Here is a 24,976-nt window from a genome sequence, read left to right on the forward strand (position 1 = left end):
TCAAGTTTCTCTACCAAGGAGAACAAAGCTGGGAGAATTATTCTCAAAGAAAAGTCCGAGAAGGAAGAAGAAATGGGAAGAAGAAGATTTAAAATGAATAGAGGAAAAGTTAGAAGAACCCAGAAGTTATAAGTAGATTTTATAAATTCCATCTTTCACACTCTTAGGAATTAGAGATCTGATAGATGACAAACTTTTCTCACTCATTGTGTCGTTTTCAAACAATACGGTAGGGTTTGACGGACTTGCCAAAGGGTTTCTATGCGATCGCATTCCCCGTCTTTCCCCATTCTTAACCCTTCCACAGCAAAATGAAATGTTTTCTGCAAACTCAAAACGCGATCGTATACTTCTTGGCGTTTTTGCCACTCTTCAGGTAACTGAAACAAGCTATAAGCAACAATTCCATCTAGTGCAGACAAATCGTTGAGAACTTGTTCTAGTATCAGATGAGAACCTGCCATTGCGTACTCTGTAGCACTCAACAGATATTGTAAGTTATGGCGATCGCAATAATCTCGAATGACCAAATTTTGTACGTGTTGAGGAACTCGTTCTCCCATAAAAGGACGACTAAAAATGTAACCACGAACTTTCATCATGTTGTTTTCGGTAATTGATAGTCCATTCCCAAACGAGAAGCGGCTCTAAGGGTGATCGGTTCAAAAAATTCCCCGATTTTCTTATCGCCATAAGGCGTAAACACTCCCTTAAAGCGACAGTTCATCGACCACCGGGTTTCCGATTCCTCATTAACACGATTGCCGTGGGGCAAACCTTGATTGAAGAGTAACACTTGGCCATGCTTGACCTCGATCCATTGAACTTCAGAGGCAATCGCTTTATAAAGGTCTTCACTACTCGATCCCGATCGCTGCTTGAATTCCCGACTCAATTGTTCTGATGCTGACGGGGGTAGAATGTACATGGCTTTTGTCCCATAACAGTTGACTAAAGGCAACCACACCACCGCCTCAAAAGGTGAATCTCCCGACCAAGTATCGGCATGAACGGGAAGTAAGGAGCTATCATCTCCCGGATATTGGATGCTTAAATTGACTCGCAATTGCATGGCTAGTTCGTTCCCCACCAAGGTCTCCAAGTAGGGACGCGCCACACGAAAATACAAGGAACGAAATTCCTCGATCGCATTAATCCCGCGAATCATTTGCAGGCGAAAAGCATTGAGTTCTGGGACGGAGACCCGTTGATGAATTCGATCGAACAGCGTTTCGGGATCTTCTCCTCCACTCAGTCCCAAAGCCTCTCGAATTAAACCGACAAAGCGATCGCGAATTTCCCCGAAGGCCTCCCGATCCGCCACCGGACGAATGATATAGCCTTGCTCTGTATATTCCCTTGAGAGTTCCCGTTCGGATTCTGTCAAAAACACGCTCTAAACCTGATAAAGTTTCTTGCTCATCGCGTCGCAGAGAGAGTCTACCGTAATGCCCCAATATTCAAGTAAGGAATTCTGGCTGCCGTAGCGATCGGCAAAGCGATCGGGAATCCCCATGCGGTGAATTTTAACAGCTTGATCGGGCATTTCATCGCTACAGAATTCGAGGACGGCACTCCCCAAACCACCAATACGAGTATGTTCTTCCACCGTCACAACTCCCTGCACTTTTGGCAGCCAATCACTCAGAGCTTCTTGGTCTAAGGGTTTAATGGTGTGAACGTGGAGAACACCGCAGGAAGTCCCCGACTCCGACAATTTGGCGGCAGCTTTGAGGGCAATTTGAGTCATTACTCCTGTAGTAATAAATAAGCCTTCTCCCGGTTCCCGTAAAGGAATTGCCTGACCAATGGTGAAACCATGCTCGGTTTTGCTGACCACTTCATCCCCTCCTTTAGCCAAACGAATATAAATTGGGTGCGGCCAATCTACGGTTTGGGGCATCAATCGACTCATTTCCTCGGCATCGCAGGGAGCAACGATGGTCATGTTAGGGAGAGCGCGAAAAATGGCAATATCTTCTACTGCTAAATGAGTCGGTCCTAAAGGCGCATAAACCACCCCTCCCCCATTAGCAATCAAGCGCACGGGCAAATCTTGGAGGCAGAGATCGAGGGCTACCTGTTCGTAACACCGTCGGGTCAAAAAGGTGGCAATAGTATTGACAAAAGGAATAAATCCTTCCATTGCTAACCCTGCAGCCATCCCTACAATATGCTGTTCGCTGACTCCTTCCATAAAGAAGCGATCGGGAAATTCTTCTTTCATGGGTGCTAGTACCCCCGGACCGAGATCGGAGCCGATAAAGACGATACGATCGTCTTTTTGAGCCAATTTATGTACGTAATTCAGTGCGGTTTTTCGCATAAAAAAAATACGGATTTTCTATTACGTTAAACAAGCGTACATGGCGGCAATTTCTTCTTCCTTAAGACGGGAACGATGATGCCACTCGGGGCGATTTTCGGCAAAGGGAAAGCCTTTCGATTTGATGGTATGGCAAATAATGGCAGTGGGTTGGCGATCGCTTAAAGGCAAGCGAGTTACGAGTTTCTCTAATACTCCCATATCGTGACCGTCCACCTCGGCGACGGCAAAGCCAAAACTCCGCCATTTATTGGCGAGGGGTTCGAGATCGAGGACTTCTTTCGTAAATCCGTAAGATTGCAGTTTGTTATAGTCCACAAAAACGGTGAGATTGTCGAGTTGGTGTTTGGCTGCTGACATGGCTGCCTCCCACACCGATCCTTCGTTAATTTCCCCATCTCCAGTAATCGCCACTACCCGATAGGATTGTCGGCGAATTTTGGCGGCGAGAGCAACACCAACGGCCATGGGCAACCCGTGACCCAATGCTCCGGTTGAAGCCTCAATTCCCGGTAGTTTACCTCGTTCGGGATGCCCCCCGAGTCGCGAGGTCGATTTGCAAAAAGTCACGAGTTCTTCTTCTGGAAAAAAGCCTTTGTCCACCAAAATAGCGTATAAGGCCAAGCAACCGTGACCCTTGCTGAGAATGAAGCGATCGCGATCGCGCCAAAGGGGTTCTGCGGGGCGATAGTTGAGAAAGGAATCATACAAGACTCGTAGAATCTCCACCATTGACATAGAGGATCCCAAATGTCCCCTTCCACCACCAACAAGGGCATCAACAATTAACTTTCTTAAATGTTTGGAACGAGCGTCCATAACTTAAGGGATCTCCTTGATTTTCTCGAGTAGGTTTCGCGCTTTATTTAATTGCGTATTGTAAATGTTTTGGCGATCGGTATCTTGATTCAATCTTCCAGTATGAAGTCGGCGATCGAGACCCTGCCGCAAAAATTCATTCAGTAAAATCAAGCACCATCTTAAACCATATAAGGGCAAATAATTTTCTAATCGTCGGGCAAAGTTCGGATCGTCTCCGAATAATTTTAAGGAATCATCGAGCCACTGTGCTTTTAATTCTTCAGAAATCTCCATTGCTGGATGCCAGTAAAAATCCGCCACTAATTTTACGGGATCGTCCCAGCCAAAGTATTCAAAGTCCAGAAAGATAATTTCACCATCACTCATTTTCAAAGCATTATGAGCGCCGAAATCCGAAGGACTGAGAATTTGCAAAGGGCGAGGTAAAACCGTATTGAATTGTCTCGCAAAATTTTCTTGAGCTGTTGCGATCGCAGTTTGTAAAGCGGGGGCAAATTCTCTTTCGAGAAAGTTTTGTAACAATTTTGATTCGGCTGTACTTAATTTCTGTTTTCGAGCCTCAATTTGTCTGGCAATTTCTCCACCACTCAAACAGGCTTCTGAGGCTTCCGGAAATAAGCGATCGCGATCCTCATTTTGCGATCGGCTATCTATTTTTAAGCGTCGCACAAAATCGAGGGTTGCCGTTAAAAATGAGCGATCGATAGTGGCGATCGCTTCTCCCTCGAGCCAGCTATAAATCCCCCAACCCAAATCGCGATCGGTATCGATACATTGAGGGACGGGATAATGTCTCGCAAGTAAAGTTTGACAGGCGCTGGATTCGGTTTCCAGTCTCGGACGCGAATCTTTCTGGCGATCGGGATAAACCTTCAGGGCGTAATTGTTGTCTACACTTTTTAACTGATAAATTCTACTATTACCTCGCCCTTTTCTGAGATAAACTTGCTCTATACTGAGTTCGGAAAACTTGAATTGAGTAAGTTTTAATATTTCTGCTTCCTTCCACGGACTATATAGAGTGTTCGTAATTTCTCGCCATGATGAAAAGAGGGTAAGAGATTCAGTTTGAAGATATTTTTTTTGAGGAACAAACCAAATTTTTTCGATATTTTCTGGAAAAGTAGGTTCCGCAAAAACAACCGATAAATCGTCAATAAAATGGGTACAATTCAGCGAGCGAATACGAGAAACTTTCTCCTCTCTTGTTGAGGCAAAGAAAATATTTGCTCTATCAATTGAAAAAGCATCAGCCCCCACAATTTTATTGGCATTCATCCATTTTAGGGCTTGTCTTCGTAGAGAAATTCGCTCCTCATCAAAATGTCCAAATTCTGTTTTATGACTGACAATAAAGACCTGATGGCCGAGCAGTTTACTTCGATAGAGAAATTCGTAAAAGCCCGGAAAGATATCTGCTTGCAACATATATTTTCCATAGACTTTTCCCTGTAATTTTTGCCAAATGCGATCGCCTTGGGGTTCTGCTAAAAGACTTTGTTTGACTTCATTTTTGGAGATAGGAACATTTCCTTTCAGGAGATTGAGTTCCTTGGCAATCTTAGGAAAAAGGCGATCGTAAGAGGCAATAGTATTGTCAAAATCAATGCCAATGCGAAATATCACTGCAACTCTAAACTCTGCATTCGTTTAATATTAAAATACCGCTCATTGGTTAAGGAATCTGGGAGCAAACCCGAGTCAAAGGCTTGCTTCATATCTTTAACAGCGTCTTGGATGGTATGTTGAGGGGCAAACCCGAGAATTCGGGCAATTTTCTGGGAAGAGATATGATAGGAACGATTGTCATCGGTTGGGGTAGTCACCAGCTTGACATCTTCTCCCATCACTTGCTGAACTGTTTGTGCCAATTCCAGCACAGATTGATTTTCATAACCAGCATTGAAAATTTCTCCGGCAATTTTTTCTTTGGGCGATCGCAACAAAACAAGATAGCTCTCCACCATATCCTCAATATGAATATTAGGGCGCAGTTGTTGACCACCGAAAACACTAATTTCCCGCTTATGATAGGCCAAATTTGAGAGGATATTCACGACTACATCTAGCCGTTGCCGAGGAGAGTACCCGCATACTGTCGCAGGTCGAATGGTGACGGTAGTAAATTCAGGAGATTGATATGCCGCTAAAATTTTCTCGCATTCTGCCTTGAATTTAGAATAATCTGTCAAGGGTTCGAGCAGCATTTCTTCGTGAACATCCGGCTCTTGTTTAATTCCGTAAACCGATGACGAAGAGGCATAAATAAAGCGTTGTACTCCGAGTTCTTTGCTGATTTCTACTAAAGGGCGAAACGCATCTAAATTAATCGATTTTCCTAATGTGGGATTGAGTTCAAAACTGGGGTCGTTGGAAATACAAGCGAGGTGAATGATGGCATCATGTCCGGAGATAGTTTCTTTTAAAAGAGCGCGATCGCGAATATCTCCTTTAATTTTAGTTAGTTGAGGATGAGATTCCAAAACTTCCTCACCATAGATCATGAGATCGAGAACAGTGACGGAATAACCTTCTTTGAGAAGTCGTGGAACAAGCCTCGCACCAACATATCCAGCCCCGCCGGTAATGTAAACTCGCTTTGTCTCTTCTTTCATTTAAGGCAGCCTCCTTTCGCTTGTTTTTTAAGAGAGGTACTTAAACCAATCCTTCGTTGCCGTAGCAATTTTATCTGGTGTCCACACGGGGGCATTGCGCCAATAGTCAATATTTTCGAGAATTTTGGCAACACCATCCTCAAGAGGAACTTGGGGAGACCAGTTTAATTTTTGCTGAATTTTGCCAATATCGGCAAAAGTACAATCTGGTTCTCCCGGTCGTTTGGGAATGTGGGTGGTTTCGCCCCCGAGTAATTCTGCCAAACGGTTGACTGAGACGGTTTTACCACTGCCGACATTGTAGATTTCCCCGAGGCGATCGCTCTTTGCTGCTGCCACCATAGCCGCCGCCACATCAGTAACATAGGTAAAATCCCGAGTTTGCTCGCCGTCACCAACAATGGTAAAAGGTTTCCCACTCAACTTCTGAGCCAGAAATACCCCAAATACTGCCCCGTAGGTACCGGAAGTCCGCGAGCGAGTGCCGTAGACATTGAAAAAGCGCAGAGACAAAGCTGGGAGCTTATAAACTTGCGCCCAGTGCATAACCAACTCCTCACCGAGACGCTTAGTTAAAGCATAGGGATATTGAGGGCGAATTTCTGCGGTTTCTGGGGTGGGGTAATTATCGGGAATCCCATAACAGGACGAGGAAGCCGCATAGACGAAGCGCTTGACTCCCGAGGCAATACTGGCTTGCAAAACGTTGAAAGTTCCGTCTACATTGGCGCGAAAATAGGCATCTGGTTTTTGAATGCTGGGAACGATATCCGCGAGGGCTGCTAAATGAAAAACCCAATCGATATCCTTAAATTTCTCAATCCATTGGTCGGCCACTGCCAGATCGCACTGGACTAATTCAATGCGATCGCGGACGCGATCTAAATTTGACCGACGACCCGTACTAAAATTATCCAGCACGACAATATCGTGACCCAAAGCGAGGAGGGCATCAACGACATGAGAGCCAATAAATCCTGCTCCTCCTGTTACTAGCGATCGCATTTTCTGATCTCTCCTACACAAAAAAACTGTTCGCTTCCATAACCATCAAAACATTAGGCAACGACTTCGCTGCCTTGGGACTGTAATTGCCAATAGTTAGCATATAAACCATCTAAGGCAAGTAATTCGCGATGATTTCCTCGCTCTACCACTCTTCCCTGTTCGAGGACGATAATCTCATCAGCATTAACAATAGTAGAAAGACGATGGGCAATGACTAACGCAGTGCGATCGCTTTGAAATTTGCCCAATGCTTCTTGTACCAAACGTTCTGATTGACTATCTAAGGCACTCGTTGCTTCATCGAGAATTAAAATCTCGGGTTGCTTGAGAATTGCTCGAGCCAAGGCAACTCGTTGTCGCTGACCTCCGGATAGACGATACCCCCTTTCTCCCACAATTGTTTCGTAACCGAGAGGAAGTTGGCTAATAAATCCGTGAGCTTGAGCTTGTTTTGCTGCTTCAATTACTTGGTCGTCGGATACTTCTCCCATGCCATAGCGAATATTTTCCAAAATACTCGTGTTGAAAATAAAAGTATCTTGACTCACCACCCCCAAACGCGATCGCCAGCTAGGTGGACTATATTCTTGCAGGTTATCTCCATCAATCCAGATCGCACCCTCGGTTGGACGATACAATCCAACGATCAGATCGGCAATTGACGATTTACCTGCTCCAGACGAACCCACCAAAGCTACAACTTTGCCTTTATCGACACGAAAAGATACCTCTTTTAAGGCAAAATCCTTTCCTTCCTGATATTGCAGGAAAACGCGATCGAAAACGACTCCTTCTTTTAATCCTACAAATTCTTTGCCTGCAAAACGGGCAAATTCCTTATCGCTGGCATCTAAAATTTCATTCAGCCGAGTCATTTGACCCAAATTTCCGGCTAAACCATTCAGGATTAACATGACTCGTTGAGCCTGAGTGGCCATGCGATTGAAAGCACTAATAAAAGTTAGGAGGGCAGGGACGAGAACTCTTGTGGAGTGACCTAAGATCCCGAAGCCTCCAATCAATAATCCACTCACAATAAACATAACTAATGTGCTGCTTATTGGTCCGTTCATCGCTCCCAAACGAGCGCCTGTACGTTGCACGGGAATGATTTTTCTTCGCAAATATCTTACTTTTTCCACAACTTCCATTTGTCGTCCAAAAGTATGAATTAATCGCAGCCCTTGCATTGATTCTGTGGTTTCTTTCCCAACCTCAACGCCAATCCTTGTACTTTCTAAGGATAGTTGTTTAAACCGGGGTTCTAAATAGCGTTGAAAAGCAAATAAAATTGCTGAAAGGATGACGGCAAAGATTGATAATTTTGGGGAAATCCATAAAATAACACCCAAATAAGCCAAAAACATAAAAAACTCGATCAAGAAATTTTGCCATGTCTGGATTTGTCTTTGTACAATCCCTGCACCTCCAATATAGGAGAGTAAGTCTCCGACTTTATAACTGCTTGCACAAGGAAACGATAAGCGAAGAACAATATCAAACAGGCGATCGCTCACTTCTTCCCCCATGCTAATGGCTAATTCATTGGCCCATATTGCTGATAAATACTGAACTATGCTTTTAACGATTTGAATGATCATTGCCAACAAGACAAAAAACACAAAGGTTTGCTGTTGAGTTAATTGTTTTAATAAACCTTGTGTTAAAGGATTAGCAATAAAAGGATTATTAACCCCACTCAATGTCACATCTCCCACTAAAACACCAAGAGAGAGATAAATGACACCAAAAGTCCCCGCTTCTAATGTGGAAGCTAATAAGTTTCCATTGAATACTAAAACTAAATATTTACGATTGCGATTCGCGATCGCAAAGATTAATTGATAGGCTGGACTGGTAATCTGCTCGTTAAAATAGGTACGAAATCTTCTAATCCGGTTCGATATTTTTTTGAACAATTGAAATATCCCTCAAGTTCCAACTTAATAAGTAGCAAACAGAAGCAAGAATTATTATTAACAAACGGATGATTCCATTTTCGCAAAACTGACAAGAACGTCCTGCAAGATTTTCTCCAAAGATTGAGTGGGTTTCCAACCAATATATTGCTGAATTTTGGTATTATCGGGAACGCGGCGCTGCATATCCTCAAAGCCCGGCGCGTAAGCTTGTCCATAAGGAATAAATTCAATAGTGGATTGACTTTCTTTCTCTTTTTTTGTCGCCAAAGCAATCACTTTCCGTGCCAATTCTAAAATGCTAATTTCTTCGGTTGAACCCACATTAAACACTTCCCCGATTGCCTCGCTACATTCCGCTAACTCTAGCAATGCTTTCACTGCATCAGAAACATGGAGAAAACAGCGACTCTGTTTACCATCTCCATAAACGCTCAAATTTTCTCCTTTTAAAGCTTGTTGGACAAAGCGAGGAACAACCATCCCATATTGTCCGGTTTGTCGCGGTCCGACGGTGTTAAATAAACGAGCAATTACCACCGGTAATCCTTTCTCGCGATAATAGGCCAAAGCTAGAAATTCATCTACCATTTTGGTAGCAGCATAAGACCAACGCGATCGACAAGTGGGACCGAGGACGACATCATCATCTTCAACGAATGGGACTTTATTTCCCTTGCCATACACCTCAGAGGTTGAAGCAATAACTGTCTTCACTCGATAGCGAATGGCGGCTTGCAGGACGGATTCCATGCCCATCACATTCGTTTCAATCGTATGAACTGGCTGTTCGACAATTAATTTAACCCCCACGGCAGCTGCAAGATGGATCGCAACATCGGCTTCTGACATTAACCGATCTAATACCACTTCATCGGCAATGCTGGCATAAGCAAATTGAAAGTTAGGATGGTTGAGAAGATGACGAATATTATCTAAACTTCCCGTCGAGAGATTATCGATCGCTAAAACGCGGTATCCTTGCTCGATCAAAGTTTCAGATATATGAGAACCAATAAAACCCGCTCCTCCTGTGATGAGATAGGTTTTCGGTTGGGAAAATAGTTGGGACGATGCCATTCAATTTTAAGTTTTTTTAACTTTTTGCTCAGTGTGACGAAACTTTTGCAAAATGTCAACTAGGAGATTGACCCAATTTTCTAGAAGTCTTTACTTTGCATGAAACTCATGGAAAATTAACTGTTTCGACTCTATCTAGAGGAGGCTTAAAGCAATTCGTGAAGCTCGAAGAGCGAGGAATTTAAGACTATGACTGGCTTGATATTCGGGAAACCGAGGTTATTGTTTCTAGATATGTCACATAAAGCGAAAGTCTTTGACTCCGCCAAAACGAACCATCCGAGAATTTCGTCGCGTAAATTCACTTACGGATACATTTCCTTGAGGATCGATGACTCCAACGGCTTGCTGCCATAATTCTTGAGGGACAGGAGAGACTCGATATTGGCGATCGCTGAGTCGATGAACATGATACCAATCGATGGTTTCGCATTCCGCACACCAAAAGGCTTCCAGCCATTCTCCAGAGACGACTATCGAACCGTGCTGAGCAACCAACATCAATGCCGATCTTCGACTCACTCCTCGCGTTTGTAACTCTTGCGCCGAGTCAACATACAAAGAATGTTTGGCACTGACACTATCTAAATAACAGCCGTGAATGGGACAATAAATTGCTCTGCGCTTAGATCGCTTCCGATTTCGCGCACACCTTTTCTGCACTTCCACCTCCATTAAAAATCACGTCTTGAGTGACCAAAGGCTGCGTTGAAGAGACTGAGATCGTGAAGACCGTCGAAGCCCACTTCATGACTCCAAGACACAATCGATATTGCGTACCCCAGAGTAAAATAATTATTGATTACTGCCAAGCATCCACTCTACAGTAAAGCGCGATTTTTGTACAAGGGATCGAATTTTCAGATGAGCGCGATCGCAAAGTCAACCCTTTTGAGGCAACAAATTTTGTCCGGATCGAGTCAGATATGCCAGTATAAAAACCAAGGGTTTCAATCTCATTCCTCACGAGAAACGGGCTATGTTAGAAAAATTTTCTCATTTCTTTTGGCGCAAGAAGCAACGTTGGCTGTATGGGTTGCTGAGTGTCGTTACGGCTTTGAGCCTGTGGCTGGGAACAGCCCAAACCAGTCAAGGGATTTCGTTAATCGAATTAATTTTGCGCGGCGCTCAAATTATACAGTTATCGACGATTTCTGATAAACAAGAAGTGTCCCTCGGCAACAAGATCAACGAACAGATTACCGTACAACTCGCACGTCGCGGAACGCCAATTGTTAAAGCTCCTGCTTTGACTCATTATGTTGAGCAAATTGGCAATCGCTTGGTTCCCCATAGCGATCGCTCGGATATTCCCTATACTTTTCAAGTGGTAGCAGATTCGGGGGTCAATGCTTTTGCGACAATGGGGGGTTTTGTTTATGTTAATTTGGGCTTGATGGCTTTAGCGAGCAACGAAGCGGAACTGGCCAGTGTGGTGAGCCATGAAATCGGTCATATTACCGGCCGTCATGCCATCAAACAGATGCGGGAACAGGCTATTACTCAAGGACTTTTATCGGCGGCAGGATTGAATTCCTCGCAAGCCGTGCAAATTGGCGTACAGGTGGCGTTAAGTCTGCCCAATAGTCGAGGGGCTGAACTCGATGCGGATAAGACGGGGTTACAAACTTTGCGGGAAGCGGGATACGCTCCTGAAGCGATGGTATCGTTCATGACTAAGTTGGGACAACAAGGGGGTTCTCGTTTGCCACCGATTCTCAGTACCCACCCTGCAACTGGCGATCGCGTGCGAATTTTGCAAACAATGATACAAGAAGCTCCCCCTCAGCCCAATGAAATCGGAGGTACGGACAATCGCTCCTACGAAAATTTCATGCGTCGGTATTTGTAATGGGTGATGGGTAATCGATAATTGCTTCCCAATTCGCTTAAAGTTTTTGTAATAACCGTCGGGGCATAATTCTCGACGGTTTAATATTGATCACTGCTTCTTCTAAATCGAGAGAACGGAGGCGTTGTTGACGGGTATTGACCTGATAAACCCGTTTATGTAACATATCGACTCCCGTAAGCCAACCGCTTTGGCGATGATAAGCTCCTGTATCGATGTCCAGCCAACCTGAACCCTGCGCTAATTTACCGGGCATCACTCCGGGGATAGTAAAGGTAATCGTGTGTCCGGTAATAATTAATTTATTGGCAAAAAAGGGCTTGCAGGTGCTATGAAATTCGTCGCGAATCCAGCAAAATTGTTCTGAGGTTTGTTGCTCTAAAGGCAAACGCGGATCGACTCCGGCGTGAACCAACCAAATATCGCCTAAATCTAAATAATTTGGCAAGTTTTTCAACCAAGTGAGATGCTCTTCGGGAATTTCGCGATCGCCATAACTTTTTAGGGTGGCATGACCGCCGCTATAAAGCCAAGATTGGCGAAAGTGTTCGGGAATTTCGCGATCGGCCATGACCTCAATCAGCATTTGCTCGTGATTGCCGAGGATGCACTCATAGGGACTGTTCATGACAAAATCGACCACGTGAGCGCTTTTGGGTCCTCGATCGACTAAATCCCCAACAAAATAAACGCGATCGTCTCCATCAGGCGCGATCGCATCTAGTAAAATCATGAGCGCGTCGTAGTGACCGTGGACATCCCCAATAAAAATTCGACGGGTCATTTTATTTTGCTTTTGAACTTCCATAAGGTTAAGTGGCAGGGCGGATATTTACGATTTCCCTAGAGATAATCCGCGAAAAAATTTTGCGAAAAATTTTACGGACGAGGGACTCAAAATCGAATAACTCAAAACCGAATCCTTCAAAATCGAAACGATATTGTCTATCTTTCCGAAGCGAATATCCCTATAATAGCGACGGTCAACGGGAGCAAATCTTAAAATTCCAGACAAGTGTTTTTATTTTACCTTTTTTTCCCCCCACTCCAATCGGTAAATCGGCTACACTAGCCCGAGGAAAACGTGCCTTTTTTCCGTATCATGTCTGATTTTTCCTCGACAAAGATAAAAATCCTTCAACAGCCGACTCGTGGGGAATGGGTGGAGCAAGCGATCGCCAATCTCGATACGATTCTTCTCGATCATTCCCACTGCGAGCGCAAGGCGGCTTCAATTGCGATTGAATTGATGTTTCGCTATCCGGCTCGCTCGGTTCTGGTGCGAAAATTAACGGCGATCGCTAAAGAAGAATTGGAGCATTTCGAGCAGGTCAATCAGTGGCTAGAACGCCGTGGAATCCCCCTCGCACCGCTCAATGCTCCTCCTTATGGCAAACAATTAAAAGCCCTCGTGCGTCGCCAAGAACCCGAGCGGGGTTTGGATTTATTGCTGGTTTCTAGTTTAATTGAGGCGCGTTCTCACGAGCGTCTGGGCTTGTTGGGTACATATTGTCCGGATCCCGAATTGGCAGCATTTTATCGCGGTTTAATGGTTTCTGAGGCGCGACACTATGGTATTTATTGGCTGTTGGCTCAGGAGTATTGCGATCGTGATACCGTGCAATCTCGCTTAGAAGAATTGGCGATCGCTGAGAGTGAGATTCTTTCGACGCTACACCCGGAACCGAGGATTCATAGTTAATTTATTATTGGTTATTTGTTATTGGTTATTGGCAATGCGGCAAGTTTATCGGGATTTTTTAATACGGAATTGGGAAGTTGGCGATCGCGAAGCTGCTTCTACTTTGATTCGCGATGTTTTGTTGGAGTATGGTTTACCTTGGGAATGTGGTTGTAGCGATCGCGATGCGATCGAAGTTGAAGAGTGTTATTTAAGCAAAGGGGGCGAGTTTTGGGTTGTCGAACATTCGGGGAAAATTGTTGGCACGGGTGCTTATTATCCCACTGAGAAGGGCGCTCGGGCAGTAGAGTTGCGAAAAATGTATTTGTTACCGGAAGCAAGAGGAAAAGGCTTGGGGCGTTTCTTATTGCAGCAATTGGAAGGCGCGATCGTAGAACGAGGATTTCAAGAAATTTGGCTCGAAACAGCAACAGTTCTCAAGGAAGCCGTAGGACTTTACGAAAGTTGCGGCTATCAATTTTCAACAGGAGGAGAGACTCAACGCTGCGATCGGCTTTATATTAAAAAGTTTTAGTGAATAACCAATAACCAATAACAAAATCACACTTTTTGCATAAATTCTTCGGCTATTTTTATAAAGGCTTTGGCTCCCGATGAATTGGGAGAATTGAGAACAACGGGGGTAAAATTGTCAACTGCTTTAGCAACATTGACATCCATTGGGACTCGCATTTTAAAAATTTTGTTAGTATCAAAATCCTGCTCGATTCGTTGAATCACTTGATTGTAATAACGTCCGCTAAACATTCCACCTGATAAAATAAAAATAATTCCCAATAAATTAACATTGAGGTTAGGATTGTATTGTTTTCTGAGTTTTTCAATTCTTCTTTCTAAAAGCTGAATCCCGATTAAAGATAATGGTTCGGGTCTGGCGGGAAGTAAGTAGAAATTACTGGCAACAATCGCACTTCGTGTCAAAAGATTGTAACCCGGAGCGCAATCAATGAGAATAAAATCATAGCGATCGCTGATAGGCATGAGAATGTTTTGAATCAAAATACTCTCAAAATGCTGCCAGACTTGAGAAAACTTTTTGATTTCTTCTTTGGTCGCTTTTTTATAAAGAGTTTCTGCGATCGTATATTCGTCATATAGTTCAATATCTCCCGGTAGTAGATCGAGTCCTACAACATCAGCAACTGACTGTACGATCATATCTTCGGTGGAATATTTTCGAGAGATATAAGGGCGAATTATTTTATCAATCAAATAACTAATTGTTCGTCTTCCTTTTCGCAAGCGTGAAAAATCATGAGGAGAAATAGTGCTTAATGTTGCACTAATTTGCGAGTCTAAATCGACAATAAGAACTCGTTTAGCATAATTCTTTGCCAAACAAGTCGCAAGGTTAACAGTTAGAGTGGTTTTACCGACTCCACCTTTCATATTAATTGTGGTTAAAACCAAGGCCATGCACAGAGTCTCCCGCTTGAACAAAGTCAATATCTGGGTTTATATTGTAGCGCTTATTTTCTCTTTTTACTCTTAACAACTTTAACTAATTTTTGCAGAAATTCTGAGGCGAGTTTAACAAAGGCTTTGGCTCCAGAAGAATGAGGACTATTGAGAACAACGGGTTGAAAATCATCAACCGCCCGAGCGACATCAACATTCAGAGGAATTTCTGTAGAAAAGATTTTATCTGTTCCAAATTCTTGTTCGAGACGATACTTAACTTTGCGTTCCATATCGGTGATGTGTCCGCGAGAAGTATAGACAATTCCTAAAGATTCGATCGCGCCGCGATTAACTTTTCTCAGTTGTTCGATGCGACTTTCCAGTAAGCCAATTCCCACAACGGAAAGCGGTTCGGCTTTAGCTGGAATTAGGTAATAGTGACTGGCAAGTAATGCACTGCGAGTAATTAAACTATCTCCCGGTGGAAAATCAAGAAAAATCAAATCGTATTGTTTAATAATCGGTTTAAGCAAAACGCGAATGAGATTATTTTCAACATTATTCCATGTATGCTCAAAGTCTTGTTGATGGGATTGAGATTTGGTGGAAATTAGGGCAGACAAGACAAAATCATCGTACAGTTCGACATCGCCGGCTAAAATATCTAGCCCTTTTATTTGACAAATATCGCGATAGATAATTTCCTCGATCGATAACCTTTTTTCCGTATCGGTTCTAATGGTTTGATGAACGAGAGTTTTCAGGGTGCGCCTTTCTTGTTTTAACTTGGCAAAGTACAACGGTGGCATCATGCTGAGGGTGGCATTGATTTGGGTATCGAGATCGACAATGAGAACCCGTCTTTTGCGATCGCGTGCCAGACAAGTCGCCAAGTTCACGGTAATGGTAGTTTTCCCTACCCCTCCTTTCATATTCGCGATCGAAACAATGTATCCCATATAGCTGCGTTTCGTATTTGCCAATCTCAATCATAGTCCGAAGTTGGAGTTTTGGGAAAATGTCAACATTTTCCCTTCGGGTGAAATAATATTGAAAATTGGGTAAAATTGTCAATTATTTAATCTTCTCGATCGAGCTTTGATGAAAGATTTATAATTTTTATGTCTCAATCAGCGATTGAGTTTTTACTCATGCCGAGATAGTAGAAAATTGAGGGATTGATTTTGATATATTTAATGACTAACAGACAAAGCCAAATATTCCAAACAACTAAAGTACAAGTAGTGGCAATTGCTGCTCCTATTGCTCCAAATTGAGGAATTAAAATGACATTTAAGCTAATATTCAGAATACAGGAACAAATCGAGACAATGACAGATTTATTCTGATGGCCGGTCATCACCATTAAATTTCCGACAGAGCCACAGAATACATCGACGATGTGTCCGATCAGGAGAATTTTTAATGCCCAGTGCGCCGTTACGAATTCCGCACCAAAAAGACTAAGAATAGGTTGGGAAAAAATCGCTAAAGTGGCCGCGATCGCAAGAGACGGGGCAAAAATCCACAGTGTTACTGTCGCCACCACTTTTTGCAAACCTTCGCGATCGCCTCGGGCATAAAGAATCGCATAAGCAGGTGCAGCAACAAGATTTAAACTTTGCAAAACAAAATAAGTCCATAATGCTGTTTTTGCCGCCGCACTATAAATTCCTACTGCTCCAGCTCCAAGTAAAGAACCTATCATAAGAATATCTATTCTTTCTAAAAGGATATCAAAAGCATGGTCTAATATTAAAGGAAATGCTACTAATAACCATTGACGAGGTTTGTAAAGAGGCTTTGCTTCACCAATTTCACGATCGAATTTGAACCAGAGATAAGAATATTGAATAACCACAACAATGAATAGCGTTAGTAGTGCCATTCGAGTCATCGGGATACTAGTTAAATGATAGTTGCGCTGAAATAGAAATAGCCCTCCTAACAATACAAAAAGCGGCCAGATTACCTTCGATGGCCCATAAGCGAAAAGAATGTTATCAGCGCCTCTGGCCATATCTTCATGTAATAAGATTAATGCTTGTAGAGGGATTAACCAAATTCCTATCAGCAGAATAGGAGTATAAGTAAAGTTATTATAACGATCGAAGAAAAAAATGACTTCAGTTCCTCCTAAACAGAGAAGTAAGCCTACTCCGATTGTAAACTTCCAACTGATTAAAATTAACCCTCTTAACTCTTCCCATTCATGTCGGACGCGATATTCTGAAATAAATCGCAAGACGGCACGCGGTAAACCCAAACTTGCAGGAATAGCAAGCACTAACGACCAAGAAATGACATATTCATAAATACCATATTCGGTTTTTCCCATCCATCGGGCAAGAAAGACTTGCGCGAGGTAAGTCAAAACCATTCCTGCACCTTGCAACAACAGAATCATTGTTGCATTTTGTGCCAAAACATTGAGTCTAAGACTGCTGTCAGTTTCACCAAGAGAAGTTTGGGTCATTCTTTTGTTATATTTTGATTTTGGGATTCTAAAATTGTCGTTCGATCGTTGTTAGAAGGTTGCGATCGCTAATATTTACGAGATCGAGCAGAGCAGAATCTTCGTTAGCTTACATGATATTTGGGGTTCGATGTTGATTTATGTTAAAGGTCATCTTGCGAAATCAAACCGATCTGTTATCCTGAGCAAGGTTTAATTTTTAGACATTTTGTTAATGGAGATGAGAAGATGACGAACTCCCCAGTCTGTAGCTATAACGAATGGGATCCCCTCGAAGAAATCATTGTTGGTACGATTGATGGAGTGACGGCACCTGTTTTAACACATGAGATGAAAACCTTTATCCGCAAGGATTACTGGGACTTCTACGAACAGAATGGCGGACAGATATACCCAGCAGATTTAGTCAAGAAGGCTGCGAAAGCCCTCGACAATCTCCAAAAGGTATTAGAAGAAGAAGGAGTCATTGTCCGACGACCGGAATCCGTCGATTATGCCGATCGCATCTTCAAAACACCTTACTTTGAATCGGCAGGGTTTTTTAATGCTGATGCGAGAGATGTCTTACTTGTGATCGGTGATGAGATTATTGAAGCATCCATGTCTCAGCGATGCCGCTATTTTGAGTTTTTGCGCTATCGCCCTCTCATTCAAGAATACTTCCAACAAGGGGCGCGATGGACGGCGGCTCCTAAGCCCAAGATGTCAGAAGAACTCTACGATTGGGACTATCCTGAAGAAGATATGGCTTTCTTCCGAGGAGAATCTGAGGTACCCGATAGTATTGGCCCGTTGAATGGTCGCTTCATTACTACTGAGTCGGAACCTTGCTTCGATGCGGCTGATTTCACCCGCTTTGGCCAAGATATCTTGGCCCAGAGAAGCCAAGTGACGAATGATTTGGGAATTCAGTGGATGCAGAGGCATCTCGGTTCCGAGTACCGAGTTCATACTGTTAAGTTCCGCGATCCAAGTCCCATCCATATGGATGCAACTTGGGTTCCTATTGGTGAAGGGCGCGTTTTATCTTGCCCCGATCGCCAGTGCATTTCACCAGATATCCTCGATATGTTTAAAAAAGGAGGATGGGAGATTCTTTTTCCTCCTAGAGGTATCGCGAATGCTGAATTTCATATGTCAAGCCGTTGGCTATCTATGAATATTCTGATGATTGATGAAAAGCGAGTCGTTGTTGAAAGGAGCGAAGAGCCAACAATTAAGTTTTTCAAGGAGATAGGTTTAAAGCCAATTTTGGTTGATTTTAAAGACCATTATGTTTTCGGTGGTGGTTTACATTGTGCCACTTGCGATATACGAAGGCGTGGTACACTGAAATCCTACTTTTAAAATGGGAAACCTCCAATTTACAATACGTAAAACTCGTTAAAGAATATAAAGCTATGGATGCGAAACAACAAAAGTGGATACAAGAAAAGGCTACTTATACTCCCGATCAATTAATCATCAATGATGTTGAAGTAATGCAGGACTGGGAAATTCCTTATATGAAGAAGTTGGCCTCAATTGCAACATCAAATGGCGGACAAGTCCTAGAATTAGGCTTTGGACTTGGAATATCAGCAGGATTTATTCAAGACTCTCCTGATATTGAGAAACATACGATCGTCGAGGCACATCCAGATGTACGCGAATATGCGTACAAGAAATATCCTGAAGCCTTAAATACAGGAAGGATGGAAATTGTTCAAGGATTTTGGCAAGAGGTAAGTTCGCGTTTTGATGATGAGAGTTTTGATGGGATTTTGTTTGATACTGTCCCGCTAAATTCAGAGGATGCAGGAACTTTCCACCAACACGAGTTTTTTCAAGAAGCGGGTCGGCTACTCAAACAAAGTGGAACATTTACCTATTTTTCCCGTGTCGCTACTGAAATACCCGAAGAACATCAAAAACTATTGCGAGAAGCTGGTTTTTCCCAGATCGATTTTGAGGTTATTGATGTAAACCCACCTGTACCTTCTCAGTATTGGTCTAAAAAAACAATTGTCGCTCCTATACTTAAAAAGTAAATCTATCGTAAAAAGATGGGTATAGCTGTTTTTAACCCATCTTCAAAAGATAAAGGAATTTAATTGAGAACTAATGTTTTTTAGCAAATTTTTCCATAAATTCTACCAAAGTTTCTACTGCTTCTAAGGTGACCCCGTTGTAAAGACTAACTCGACATCCTCCTCGGGTGCGATGTCCGGCTACTCCGACAATTCCGGCTTCAAGCGCTTCTTGGATGAACTGTTTTTCTAATACTGGAGTGGAAAGCGTAAAAACGGCATTCATCTGGGAACGCGAATCTTTCTCAATCGGACAAGAATATAAGGAATTTGCATCAATACAGTTATAAAGTGTATTGGCTTTTTTCTGATTGATTTCTCCGAGGTTGTTCAGTCCGCCGATATCTTCTTCAATCCAGCGCAAAATATGCCATGTGATATAAATTGAAAAACAAGGTGGAGTATGGTAATTAGATTTTCGTTTGACGTGAGTACGGTAGTCTAACAGTTCGGGTAAATTCTCAGAAATTTTTGCTAACATTTCTTTACGAATTAGAACGACTGTAACACCAGAAAGTCCGACGTTTTTTTGAGCGTGAGCGTACATACAATTTACATTGTTTGTATCGATCGCTTTGCTCATAAAATCGGAACTCGCATCCACAATAAGCGGAACCGGTAATTTGGGAAAATCATGAAACTGAGTTCCTACCACCGTATTATTGCTGCAAATGTGTAAATATTTTGTTTTATCTCTCAATTGAATGCGATTGAGATTGGGGACGTAGGTATGATCGCGATCGCTTGAAGAAGCAATAATCCCTAAGTCTCTGTCTAAACTTTGTGCGGCTCGAATTGCTTTTTCAGTCCAATATCCCGTATCAATGTAATCGATACGATCGCCTTGACCGGAAAAGTTCATTGGTACCATGAGAAATTGCAGCGATCCGCCACCTTGTAAAAAAACGACTTCAAATTCATCACCCAAGTTCATTAATCGTTGAATGCGATCGGCGCTATCATCAATGATGAACTGAATTTCGGGGCTGCGATGGCTAATTTCCATGACACTCATCCCCGTCCCATTAAAGTTGAAAAGTTCTGTATGAACTCGTTTCAGTACGGGTAAAGGAAGCGCTCCAGGGCCGGGATAAAAATTAATTACTCGCTTTTCAAAAGAATTTTTCTGTGTTAATAAAGGTGTTACTTGCATACTTAGAATGATTTTATCTAACTTCGTATAAATTGTAACAAAAAAACAGACGAAATTTTAATGAGATATAAAATCTTTACCAATTCCAAAACTATATAAAATGGATGGATTTATTTTGATATATCTTATCACTAAAATACAGAGCCAAATATTCCAAGCAATCACAGTACAAGTGGTAGCGATCGCAGCTCCCATTGCGCCAAATCGAGGAATTAAAATGGCATTTAATCCCACATTAACCAAGGCGCAACAACTGGAAACAACAACCGATTTATTCTGATGGCCGGTCATCACCATTAAATTACCGACAGAGCCGCATAAAACATCGACTAACTGACCGATAATGAGAATTTTTAATGCCCACTGTGCTGCTACAAATTCCGGACCGAAAATGCTGAGAATGGGTTGAGCAAAAATTATTAAACTGATAGCGATCGCTACCGAAGGGGCAAAAATCCAGAGAGTTACTGCACCGACTACTTTTTGTAAGCCTTCGCGATCGCCTTTGGCATAAAGAATGGCATAAGCGGGAGAGGCGACCAAATTAAGACTCTGTAAAACAAAATTAGCCCATAATGCCGTTTTCACTGCCGCACTGTAAATTCCCACCGCCCCAGCCCCGACTAGGGATCCCACCATGAGAATATCGGTTTGAGTTAACAGCACTTCAAACGTCCGATCTAATAACAAAGGAAGTGCCACTAACAGCCATTGACGAGGTTTGTAAATGGGTTTTGCATCGCCAATTTCCCGCTCAAATTTGAGCCACAGATAGGAAACTTGAAAGACCACTACGATTAATAGGGTCAGAAGTGCCATGCGGATCATCGATGTCCCTGTCAAGCCGAGATTTTGGTGCAAGAGGAAAAACCCACTTCCCAGCACCAAAAGCGGCCAGAGTACCTTTGATGGTCCATAGGCTAACGGGATATTATCCACTCCACGAGCCATATCTTCTTGGAGTTGAATTAATGCCTGTAGGGGGACGAGCCAAACGCCGATGAGCAAAACCGAGGCATAGGGAAAGCTCCCGTGACGATCGAGGAGCGCAATGATTTCAGTTGCACCCAAACAGAGGAGCAAACCCACTCCTGCTGTTAATTGCCAACTGCTCAAAATTAAGCCTCGTAATTGCCCCCATTCTTGACGGACGCGGTATTCCGAGATAAAGCGCAAGACGGCACGAGGTAAGCCCAAACTGGCGGGAATGGCGAGAACTAACGACCAAGAAATGACATATTCATAGAGGCCATACTCGGTTTTCCCCATCCACCGTGCGAGAAAAATTTGTGCGAGGTAGGTCAGGGTGACACCTGCGGCTTGCAAGGTGAGAATGGTCGCTGCATTTTTGGCTAAAGCACCGAGATCGACGCTACTCTGGGTTTCACTGAGGGAGGTTTGAGTCATTCTCGGTTAAGGTTTGGGCTTCTAGAGTTGCGCTTGCATTGGCTATTATAGGGTTGCGATCGCTTATCTTTCCAGCCAAGATTTGGGGAAAAAGGAAGGTACGATAGTCCCAAATTGTCGTTCTCGTGCCAGAGTTTGAGTTAATTTAGCCACGGCCATATCGAGAATTCCCAAACCAAAGGGGTTGAAAATACTCACGGGTTTTTGAGAATTGTCGGGAGCAATTTTCCCATTGAGAATTCCCCCTAATGTGCCGCGAATAAAATTGCGATCGCCAACTTGCTGCTCGGTTAAATGCAAAGAAGTATTATTACTGCAAACTTGCTCGATATCATCGGCAATGTTATCGGCTTGTAAAATAACTTCGGGCAGAAAATCTCGCAAAGAAATATGTAAAATCACTGCTTTTTCACAACAATCATCGAGAGAATGAATGTGAGGATTAACGGCAGTAGTTGCTAGGGAAACGATGGGCGATCGCTCTAATAATGCTGCAAAACTCGGGCAGATTTGAATATTCAAATCGGATTTTAATTGCAAGCACTTACTTTTAAATTGTTCTGCCCGCTCTTGACTTAAATCGTAAAGATTGAGATTCGCAATATCGGGATAAACAGCGAGCAAAAAGCGCAAGGTTTCAAAGTTAATTAACCCGCAACCCACTAAACCCACTCCAGAAACGGTCTCTTGCGGCCAAAGATATTGAGCGGCTAAAGCGGCACTGGCGGCGGTACGCTTGGCACTAATAATCGAACTTTCTAGGATAGCCGTCGGGCGACCGGTTTCGATAGAATTCAAAATTAAGGCCGCCGAAGCTCGCTCTAAATTCTTGGCTAAATTGCCCGGAAAGGAAGAAATCCACTTAATCCCTGCGACTTCAAACCCTTCCCCTAAATAGGCGGGTTTGGCAATAATTCGCTCTTTTTCTTTGTTGGGAAAGCGGAGATAAGAATTGGCGGGCATGATGGTATTGCCGCGATCGTGGGCCTGATAAGCGAGTTTGACAGCTTCAAGGATGTCTTGTTCGCGATCGCGCAGCAATTCGTCAATTTCATCTCCGGTTAACAATAATAAGTTGCCTGAGTTCGAGTTCATGTTGATTGATTGACAGTAGTTTCGCGTTGAGCCGCCGTGGGAGACCAGAAACAGGCAGCATTACCAAAATGTTCGTAAACCCAACTATCCGAATACACGGTATCGAGATAGCGCTCCCCGCGATCGTAAAAAATAGCAGCACAGTTAGCATCGGCGGGAATTTGTTCCTGAAACTTTAAGATTGCTGCAACGATCGCACCTGAAGATCCGCCAGCAAAAATCGCTTCTCGGTTGAGTAAGCGCCGACAGCCGGTCACGCATTCCAGATCTGAGATTAAAACGTGAGTACCAGCCAAGTCGGGTTGAAATAATTCCGGAACTCGACTGGCACCGTGACCCGGAATTAAACGTTTTTTCGGTTCGTCGCCAAAGATAACACTACCTCGCGCATCTACGGCCACAATTTGAGTTTTAAGTCCGTGTTGGGTAATATATTCCGCACAACCGCGCAAACTGCCGCAACTACTGGTAGCACAAAAGAGATAATCGACACGATCGCTTAATGCTGTAGCAATTTCCCCCATTGTTTGATGATGGGCCAAGGGATTATCGGTATTCGCGTACTGATTGCAGTTGAAGCTATTGGGGGTGCGATCGAGTAATTCTCGTACTCGTTGAATGCGAGCTTGTAAAAACCCGCCTGTCACGGGATCGGGATCTTCAACTAAATCAACGGTGGCACCATACGCCTCGACGATTTTACGGTTAGCGATCGTGGATTTGATATCCATGACGCAAATTAATCTCAGTTCTAAATACGCGCAAGCCTGAGCCAAACCGATCGCGAGATTTCCCGAACTCGATTCAACAATGGTCGTGTGTTTGTCGATTTTTCCTTTTTTGAATGCTTCTAAGAGCATTTGCGTTGCGGGTCGATCTTTAATGCTCCCTCCCGGATTTAAGAATTCTAATTTGGCATAGAGGTTGAATTTTGGGCGATCGAGTAATTTTTCTAACTTGACTAAAGGCGTGTTGCCAACAGCAGCGAGAATTCCAGTTCGTTCTTGCATTTTTGGATTTCCTCCGTATTTTTAAAAGTGAATTACAGCATTTACCCCGATTTTCAATAAAGCAAAACTCAATGAATTGTGCATCGTGGAATAAGCCTTTTTTGCAGACTGAAAAAATTCAAACCACTTTTTTCCATTTCTAATAGATTTGCTCTTGTTGAAAAACTTTAGCGATCGCCAGTTATCTTTTCTGGCAAAGCACCTAAAAAGCGATAGATTTCGAGACATTTGGCAACGTGGTCTCGAAATCCTCCCGTGATTGGAAATGAATCAAGAGAGGGAATAATTTCGGTGGCTGGCTCTATCTTGGTACTATTTAATACTCGACGATACCAATAGGTTTGCTGACCGTCTAGATTATCAATGGCAATATTTTGACAAGGTTGCCAAGAGAGCATTTCTTGATGAAAAGGAAGTTTTAATTGAGCAAAAACTTGTTTGAAAATAGCTTGAGGCTGGTTTCTAAAATCCGTCGCATCGACAATATTGTAGGCAAGGTTTTGTTGCTGGCAGTATTCAATTTGAGCGAGGAGCAATTCCCAACCCGATTCAATGTAGGGAAAAAGTGGGTTTCCTCCTCCTTCTTCCCGTTTTGCCATTCTGGACGCGATACTGAGTCGGGGATCTCGAATTAAAAACATAATTGGCTCTTGAGTTAAGGCAACTAAAAAAGGGAAGTTTTCTCCAACTTGGAAAGACATCTCTTTAATGATTAATTCTCGGGCTAATTCGCTATTACAGTGTTGTTTGATTGATTTTAAATGAAGGGGAGTTTTAAGCTGAGGTAAAACATGACTTAAATCGAGATTTTTATGATAAGTTATATCGAACGGCTCGTGACTGTAATAACCGATAGTAGGCTGTTCCCAAAAAGCTCTCGCAAATGCGGTCGAACTACATCTCGGTGGAGAGACGATAATATAAATTTTGTGATATCGATCGCGTAATTGAGCAAAAGCACTAATTTCCTGACTGCGATCGCGTGTCGCATCCTTAAAATCAAAATTTACTCGGTTTGAAACTTTCATAAACATCCTGTTT

24 protein-coding genes are annotated in these 24,976 nt (G+C 43.0%); 5 read left to right on the forward strand and 19 right to left on the reverse strand.

The genetic code is table 11. The annotated features are described in order from the left end of the window. Positions 1-203: 203 nt before the first annotated feature. The 10 genes from AC6RV6_RS22750 to AC6RV6_RS22795 all read right to left on the reverse strand — a co-directional run bounded on the left by AC6RV6_RS22750 (position 204) and on the right by AC6RV6_RS22795 (position 10,433). Complete coding sequence (locus tag AC6RV6_RS22750; RefSeq protein WP_500243170.1) at positions 204-602, reverse strand: LIC12192 family sporadic carbohydrate cluster protein; 399 nt, start codon at positions 600-602, stop codon at positions 204-206. Then, a complete protein-coding gene (locus AC6RV6_RS22755; protein ID WP_500243171.1) occupies positions 599-1,393 on the reverse strand; it encodes a sporadic carbohydrate cluster 2OG-Fe(II) oxygenase in 795 nt (264 codons plus the stop codon). The genes AC6RV6_RS22750 and AC6RV6_RS22755 overlap by 4 nt, the downstream gene beginning before the upstream one ends. 3 nt (positions 1,394-1,396) lie before the next feature. Further along, entirely contained in the window at positions 1,397-2,326 is a 930-nt protein-coding gene (locus tag AC6RV6_RS22760; RefSeq protein ID WP_500243172.1) for a transketolase family protein, read from the reverse strand. Between the two features lie 21 nt (positions 2,327-2,347). Beyond that, complete coding sequence (locus AC6RV6_RS22765) at positions 2,348-3,145, reverse strand: transketolase (protein ID WP_500243173.1); 798 nt, start codon at positions 3,143-3,145, stop codon at positions 2,348-2,350. Positions 3,146-3,148: 3 nt separating this feature from the next. Further along, the gene (locus AC6RV6_RS22770; RefSeq protein ID WP_500243174.1) at positions 3,149-4,774 is read right to left on the reverse strand and encodes a phosphotransferase; all 1,626 of its coding nucleotides are present in this window, start codon (positions 4,772-4,774) and stop codon (positions 3,149-3,151) included. Then, on the reverse strand, positions 4,771-5,763 hold the full coding sequence (locus tag AC6RV6_RS22775) for an NAD-dependent epimerase/dehydratase family protein (protein WP_500243175.1): 993 nt from the start codon (positions 5,761-5,763) through the stop codon (positions 4,771-4,773). Before AC6RV6_RS22775 ends, AC6RV6_RS22770 begins: the two co-directional genes overlap by 4 nt. 27 nt (positions 5,764-5,790) lie before the next feature. Further along, entirely contained in the window at positions 5,791-6,768 is a 978-nt protein-coding gene (locus AC6RV6_RS22780; RefSeq protein WP_500243176.1) for an SDR family oxidoreductase, read from the reverse strand. Positions 6,769-6,821: 53 nt separating this feature from the next. Then, positions 6,822-8,690 carry an ABC transporter ATP-binding protein gene (locus tag AC6RV6_RS22785; RefSeq protein ID WP_500243177.1) on the reverse strand — a complete coding sequence of 623 codons (1,869 nt, stop codon included), beginning with the start codon at positions 8,688-8,690 and terminating at the stop codon, positions 6,822-6,824. 57 nt (positions 8,691-8,747) lie between these two features. Beyond that, complete coding sequence (locus tag AC6RV6_RS22790) at positions 8,748-9,770, reverse strand: NAD-dependent epimerase/dehydratase family protein (protein ID WP_500243178.1); 1,023 nt, start codon at positions 9,768-9,770, stop codon at positions 8,748-8,750. 237 nt (positions 9,771-10,007) lie between these two features. Beyond that, positions 10,008-10,433, reverse strand: a complete 426-nt coding sequence (locus AC6RV6_RS22795; protein ID WP_500243179.1) for a hypothetical protein — start codon at positions 10,431-10,433, stop codon at positions 10,008-10,010. 316 nt (positions 10,434-10,749) lie between these two features. On the opposite strand from AC6RV6_RS22795, the gene AC6RV6_RS22800 reads away from it, so the two are divergent. Next, complete coding sequence (locus AC6RV6_RS22800) at positions 10,750-11,622, forward strand: M48 family metallopeptidase (protein ID WP_500243180.1); 873 nt, start codon at positions 10,750-10,752, stop codon at positions 11,620-11,622. Positions 11,623-11,659: 37 nt separating this feature from the next. Here AC6RV6_RS22800 and AC6RV6_RS22805 read toward each other — a convergent pair whose 3' ends face one another. Next, positions 11,660-12,406, reverse strand: coding sequence for a metallophosphoesterase family protein (locus AC6RV6_RS22805; RefSeq protein WP_500243181.1), 747 nt, complete (start codon positions 12,404-12,406; stop codon positions 11,660-11,662). Between the two features lie 318 nt (positions 12,407-12,724). On the opposite strand from AC6RV6_RS22805, the gene AC6RV6_RS22810 reads away from it, so the two are divergent. Both AC6RV6_RS22810 and AC6RV6_RS22815 read left to right on the forward strand, forming a co-directional pair. Beyond that, positions 12,725-13,324: a MiaE family protein gene (locus AC6RV6_RS22810; protein WP_500243182.1), complete on the forward strand. Its 600-nt coding sequence runs from the start codon at positions 12,725-12,727 to the stop codon at positions 13,322-13,324. Between the two features lie 34 nt (positions 13,325-13,358). After that, a complete protein-coding gene (locus AC6RV6_RS22815) occupies positions 13,359-13,838 on the forward strand; it encodes a GNAT family N-acetyltransferase (RefSeq protein ID WP_500243183.1) in 480 nt (159 codons plus the stop codon). Positions 13,839-13,864: 26 nt separating this feature from the next. Here the strand turns inward: AC6RV6_RS22815 and AC6RV6_RS22820 are convergent, their stop codons facing one another. The 3 genes from AC6RV6_RS22820 to AC6RV6_RS22830 all read right to left on the reverse strand — a co-directional run bounded on the left by AC6RV6_RS22820 (position 13,865) and on the right by AC6RV6_RS22830 (position 17,201). After that, positions 13,865-14,740 (reverse strand): ParA family protein, encoded by an 876-nt coding sequence (locus tag AC6RV6_RS22820; RefSeq protein ID WP_500243184.1) that lies wholly within the window; start codon positions 14,738-14,740, stop codon positions 13,865-13,867. 53 nt (positions 14,741-14,793) lie between these two features. Then, positions 14,794-15,708: a ParA family protein gene (locus tag AC6RV6_RS22825; RefSeq protein ID WP_500243185.1), complete on the reverse strand. Its 915-nt coding sequence runs from the start codon at positions 15,706-15,708 to the stop codon at positions 14,794-14,796. Positions 15,709-15,851: 143 nt separating this feature from the next. Beyond that, positions 15,852-17,201 carry a flippase gene (locus AC6RV6_RS22830; protein ID WP_500243186.1) on the reverse strand — a complete coding sequence of 450 codons (1,350 nt, stop codon included), beginning with the start codon at positions 17,199-17,201 and terminating at the stop codon, positions 15,852-15,854. Between the two features lie 228 nt (positions 17,202-17,429). On the opposite strand from AC6RV6_RS22830, the gene AC6RV6_RS22835 reads away from it, so the two are divergent. Together AC6RV6_RS22835 and AC6RV6_RS22840 are read left to right on the forward strand one after the other, a co-directional pair. After that, positions 17,430-18,548, forward strand: coding sequence for a NarL family transcriptional regulator (locus tag AC6RV6_RS22835; protein WP_500243187.1), 1,119 nt, complete (start codon positions 17,430-17,432; stop codon positions 18,546-18,548). A 53-nt stretch (positions 18,549-18,601) separates the two neighbouring features. Continuing rightward, a complete protein-coding gene (locus AC6RV6_RS22840; protein ID WP_500243188.1) occupies positions 18,602-19,231 on the forward strand; it encodes a class I SAM-dependent methyltransferase in 630 nt (209 codons plus the stop codon). A gap of 70 nt (positions 19,232-19,301) precedes the next feature. On the opposite strand, the gene serC is transcribed toward AC6RV6_RS22840, so the two are convergent. From serC to AC6RV6_RS22865, 5 genes are all read right to left on the reverse strand, one after another. Then, complete coding sequence (serC, locus tag AC6RV6_RS22845) at positions 19,302-20,423, reverse strand: 3-phosphoserine/phosphohydroxythreonine transaminase (RefSeq protein WP_500243189.1); 1,122 nt, start codon at positions 20,421-20,423, stop codon at positions 19,302-19,304. A gap of 57 nt (positions 20,424-20,480) precedes the next feature. Beyond that, positions 20,481-21,830: a flippase gene (locus tag AC6RV6_RS22850; RefSeq protein WP_500243190.1), complete on the reverse strand. Its 1,350-nt coding sequence runs from the start codon at positions 21,828-21,830 to the stop codon at positions 20,481-20,483. Positions 21,831-21,893: 63 nt separating this feature from the next. Beyond that, complete coding sequence (gene sbnB, locus AC6RV6_RS22855) at positions 21,894-22,925, reverse strand: 2,3-diaminopropionate biosynthesis protein SbnB (protein WP_500243191.1); 1,032 nt, start codon at positions 22,923-22,925, stop codon at positions 21,894-21,896. Then, entirely contained in the window at positions 22,922-23,935 is a 1,014-nt protein-coding gene (sbnA, locus tag AC6RV6_RS22860) for a 2,3-diaminopropionate biosynthesis protein SbnA (protein ID WP_500243192.1), read from the reverse strand. Before sbnA ends, sbnB begins: the two co-directional genes overlap by 4 nt. 167 nt (positions 23,936-24,102) lie before the next feature. Continuing rightward, on the reverse strand, positions 24,103-24,963 hold the full coding sequence (locus AC6RV6_RS22865; protein WP_500243193.1) for a sulfotransferase-like domain-containing protein: 861 nt from the start codon (positions 24,961-24,963) through the stop codon (positions 24,103-24,105). Positions 24,964-24,976 lie beyond the last annotated feature (13 nt).

It is taken from the genome of Spirulina sp. LEGE 11439 (assembly GCF_059821285.1).

What these genes read in the sequence shown, in the direction of transcription:
- AC6RV6_RS22865 (WP_500243193.1), bottom strand. Translation starts at nt 24,963, where the DNA reads ATGAAAGTTTCAAACCGAGTAAATTTTGATTTTAAGGATGCGACACGC.
- sbnA (WP_500243192.1), bottom strand. Translation starts at nt 23,935, where the DNA reads ATGCAAGAACGAACTGGAATTCTCGCTGCTGTTGGCAACACGCCTTTA.
- AC6RV6_RS22835 (WP_500243187.1), top strand. Translation starts at nt 17,430, where the DNA reads ATGACGAACTCCCCAGTCTGTAGCTATAACGAATGGGATCCCCTCGAA.
- AC6RV6_RS22750 (WP_500243170.1), bottom strand. Translation starts at nt 602, where the DNA reads ATGATGAAAGTTCGTGGTTACATTTTTAGTCGTCCTTTTATGGGAGAA.
- AC6RV6_RS22760 (WP_500243172.1), bottom strand. Translation starts at nt 2,326, where the DNA reads ATGCGAAAAACCGCACTGAATTACGTACATAAATTGGCTCAAAAAGAC.
- AC6RV6_RS22810 (WP_500243182.1), top strand. Translation starts at nt 12,725, where the DNA reads ATGTCTGATTTTTCCTCGACAAAGATAAAAATCCTTCAACAGCCGACT.
- AC6RV6_RS22830 (WP_500243186.1), bottom strand. Translation starts at nt 17,201, where the DNA reads ATGACCCAAACTTCTCTTGGTGAAACTGACAGCAGTCTTAGACTCAAT.
- AC6RV6_RS22790 (WP_500243178.1), bottom strand. Translation starts at nt 9,770, where the DNA reads ATGGCATCGTCCCAACTATTTTCCCAACCGAAAACCTATCTCATCACA.
- AC6RV6_RS22800 (WP_500243180.1), top strand. Translation starts at nt 10,750, where the DNA reads ATGTTAGAAAAATTTTCTCATTTCTTTTGGCGCAAGAAGCAACGTTGG.
- AC6RV6_RS22840 (WP_500243188.1), top strand. Translation starts at nt 18,602, where the DNA reads ATGGATGCGAAACAACAAAAGTGGATACAAGAAAAGGCTACTTATACT.
- serC (WP_500243189.1), bottom strand. Translation starts at nt 20,423, where the DNA reads ATGCAAGTAACACCTTTATTAACACAGAAAAATTCTTTTGAAAAGCGA.
- AC6RV6_RS22805 (WP_500243181.1), bottom strand. Translation starts at nt 12,406, where the DNA reads ATGACCCGTCGAATTTTTATTGGGGATGTCCACGGTCACTACGACGCG.
- AC6RV6_RS22775 (WP_500243175.1), bottom strand. Translation starts at nt 5,763, where the DNA reads ATGAAAGAAGAGACAAAGCGAGTTTACATTACCGGCGGGGCTGGATAT.
- AC6RV6_RS22780 (WP_500243176.1), bottom strand. Translation starts at nt 6,768, where the DNA reads ATGCGATCGCTAGTAACAGGAGGAGCAGGATTTATTGGCTCTCATGTC.
- AC6RV6_RS22815 (WP_500243183.1), top strand. Translation starts at nt 13,359, where the DNA reads ATGCGGCAAGTTTATCGGGATTTTTTAATACGGAATTGGGAAGTTGGC.
- AC6RV6_RS22820 (WP_500243184.1), bottom strand. Translation starts at nt 14,740, where the DNA reads ATGGCCTTGGTTTTAACCACAATTAATATGAAAGGTGGAGTCGGTAAA.
- sbnB (WP_500243191.1), bottom strand. Translation starts at nt 22,925, where the DNA reads ATGAACTCGAACTCAGGCAACTTATTATTGTTAACCGGAGATGAAATT.
- AC6RV6_RS22765 (WP_500243173.1), bottom strand. Translation starts at nt 3,145, where the DNA reads ATGGACGCTCGTTCCAAACATTTAAGAAAGTTAATTGTTGATGCCCTT.
- AC6RV6_RS22850 (WP_500243190.1), bottom strand. Translation starts at nt 21,830, where the DNA reads ATGACTCAAACCTCCCTCAGTGAAACCCAGAGTAGCGTCGATCTCGGT.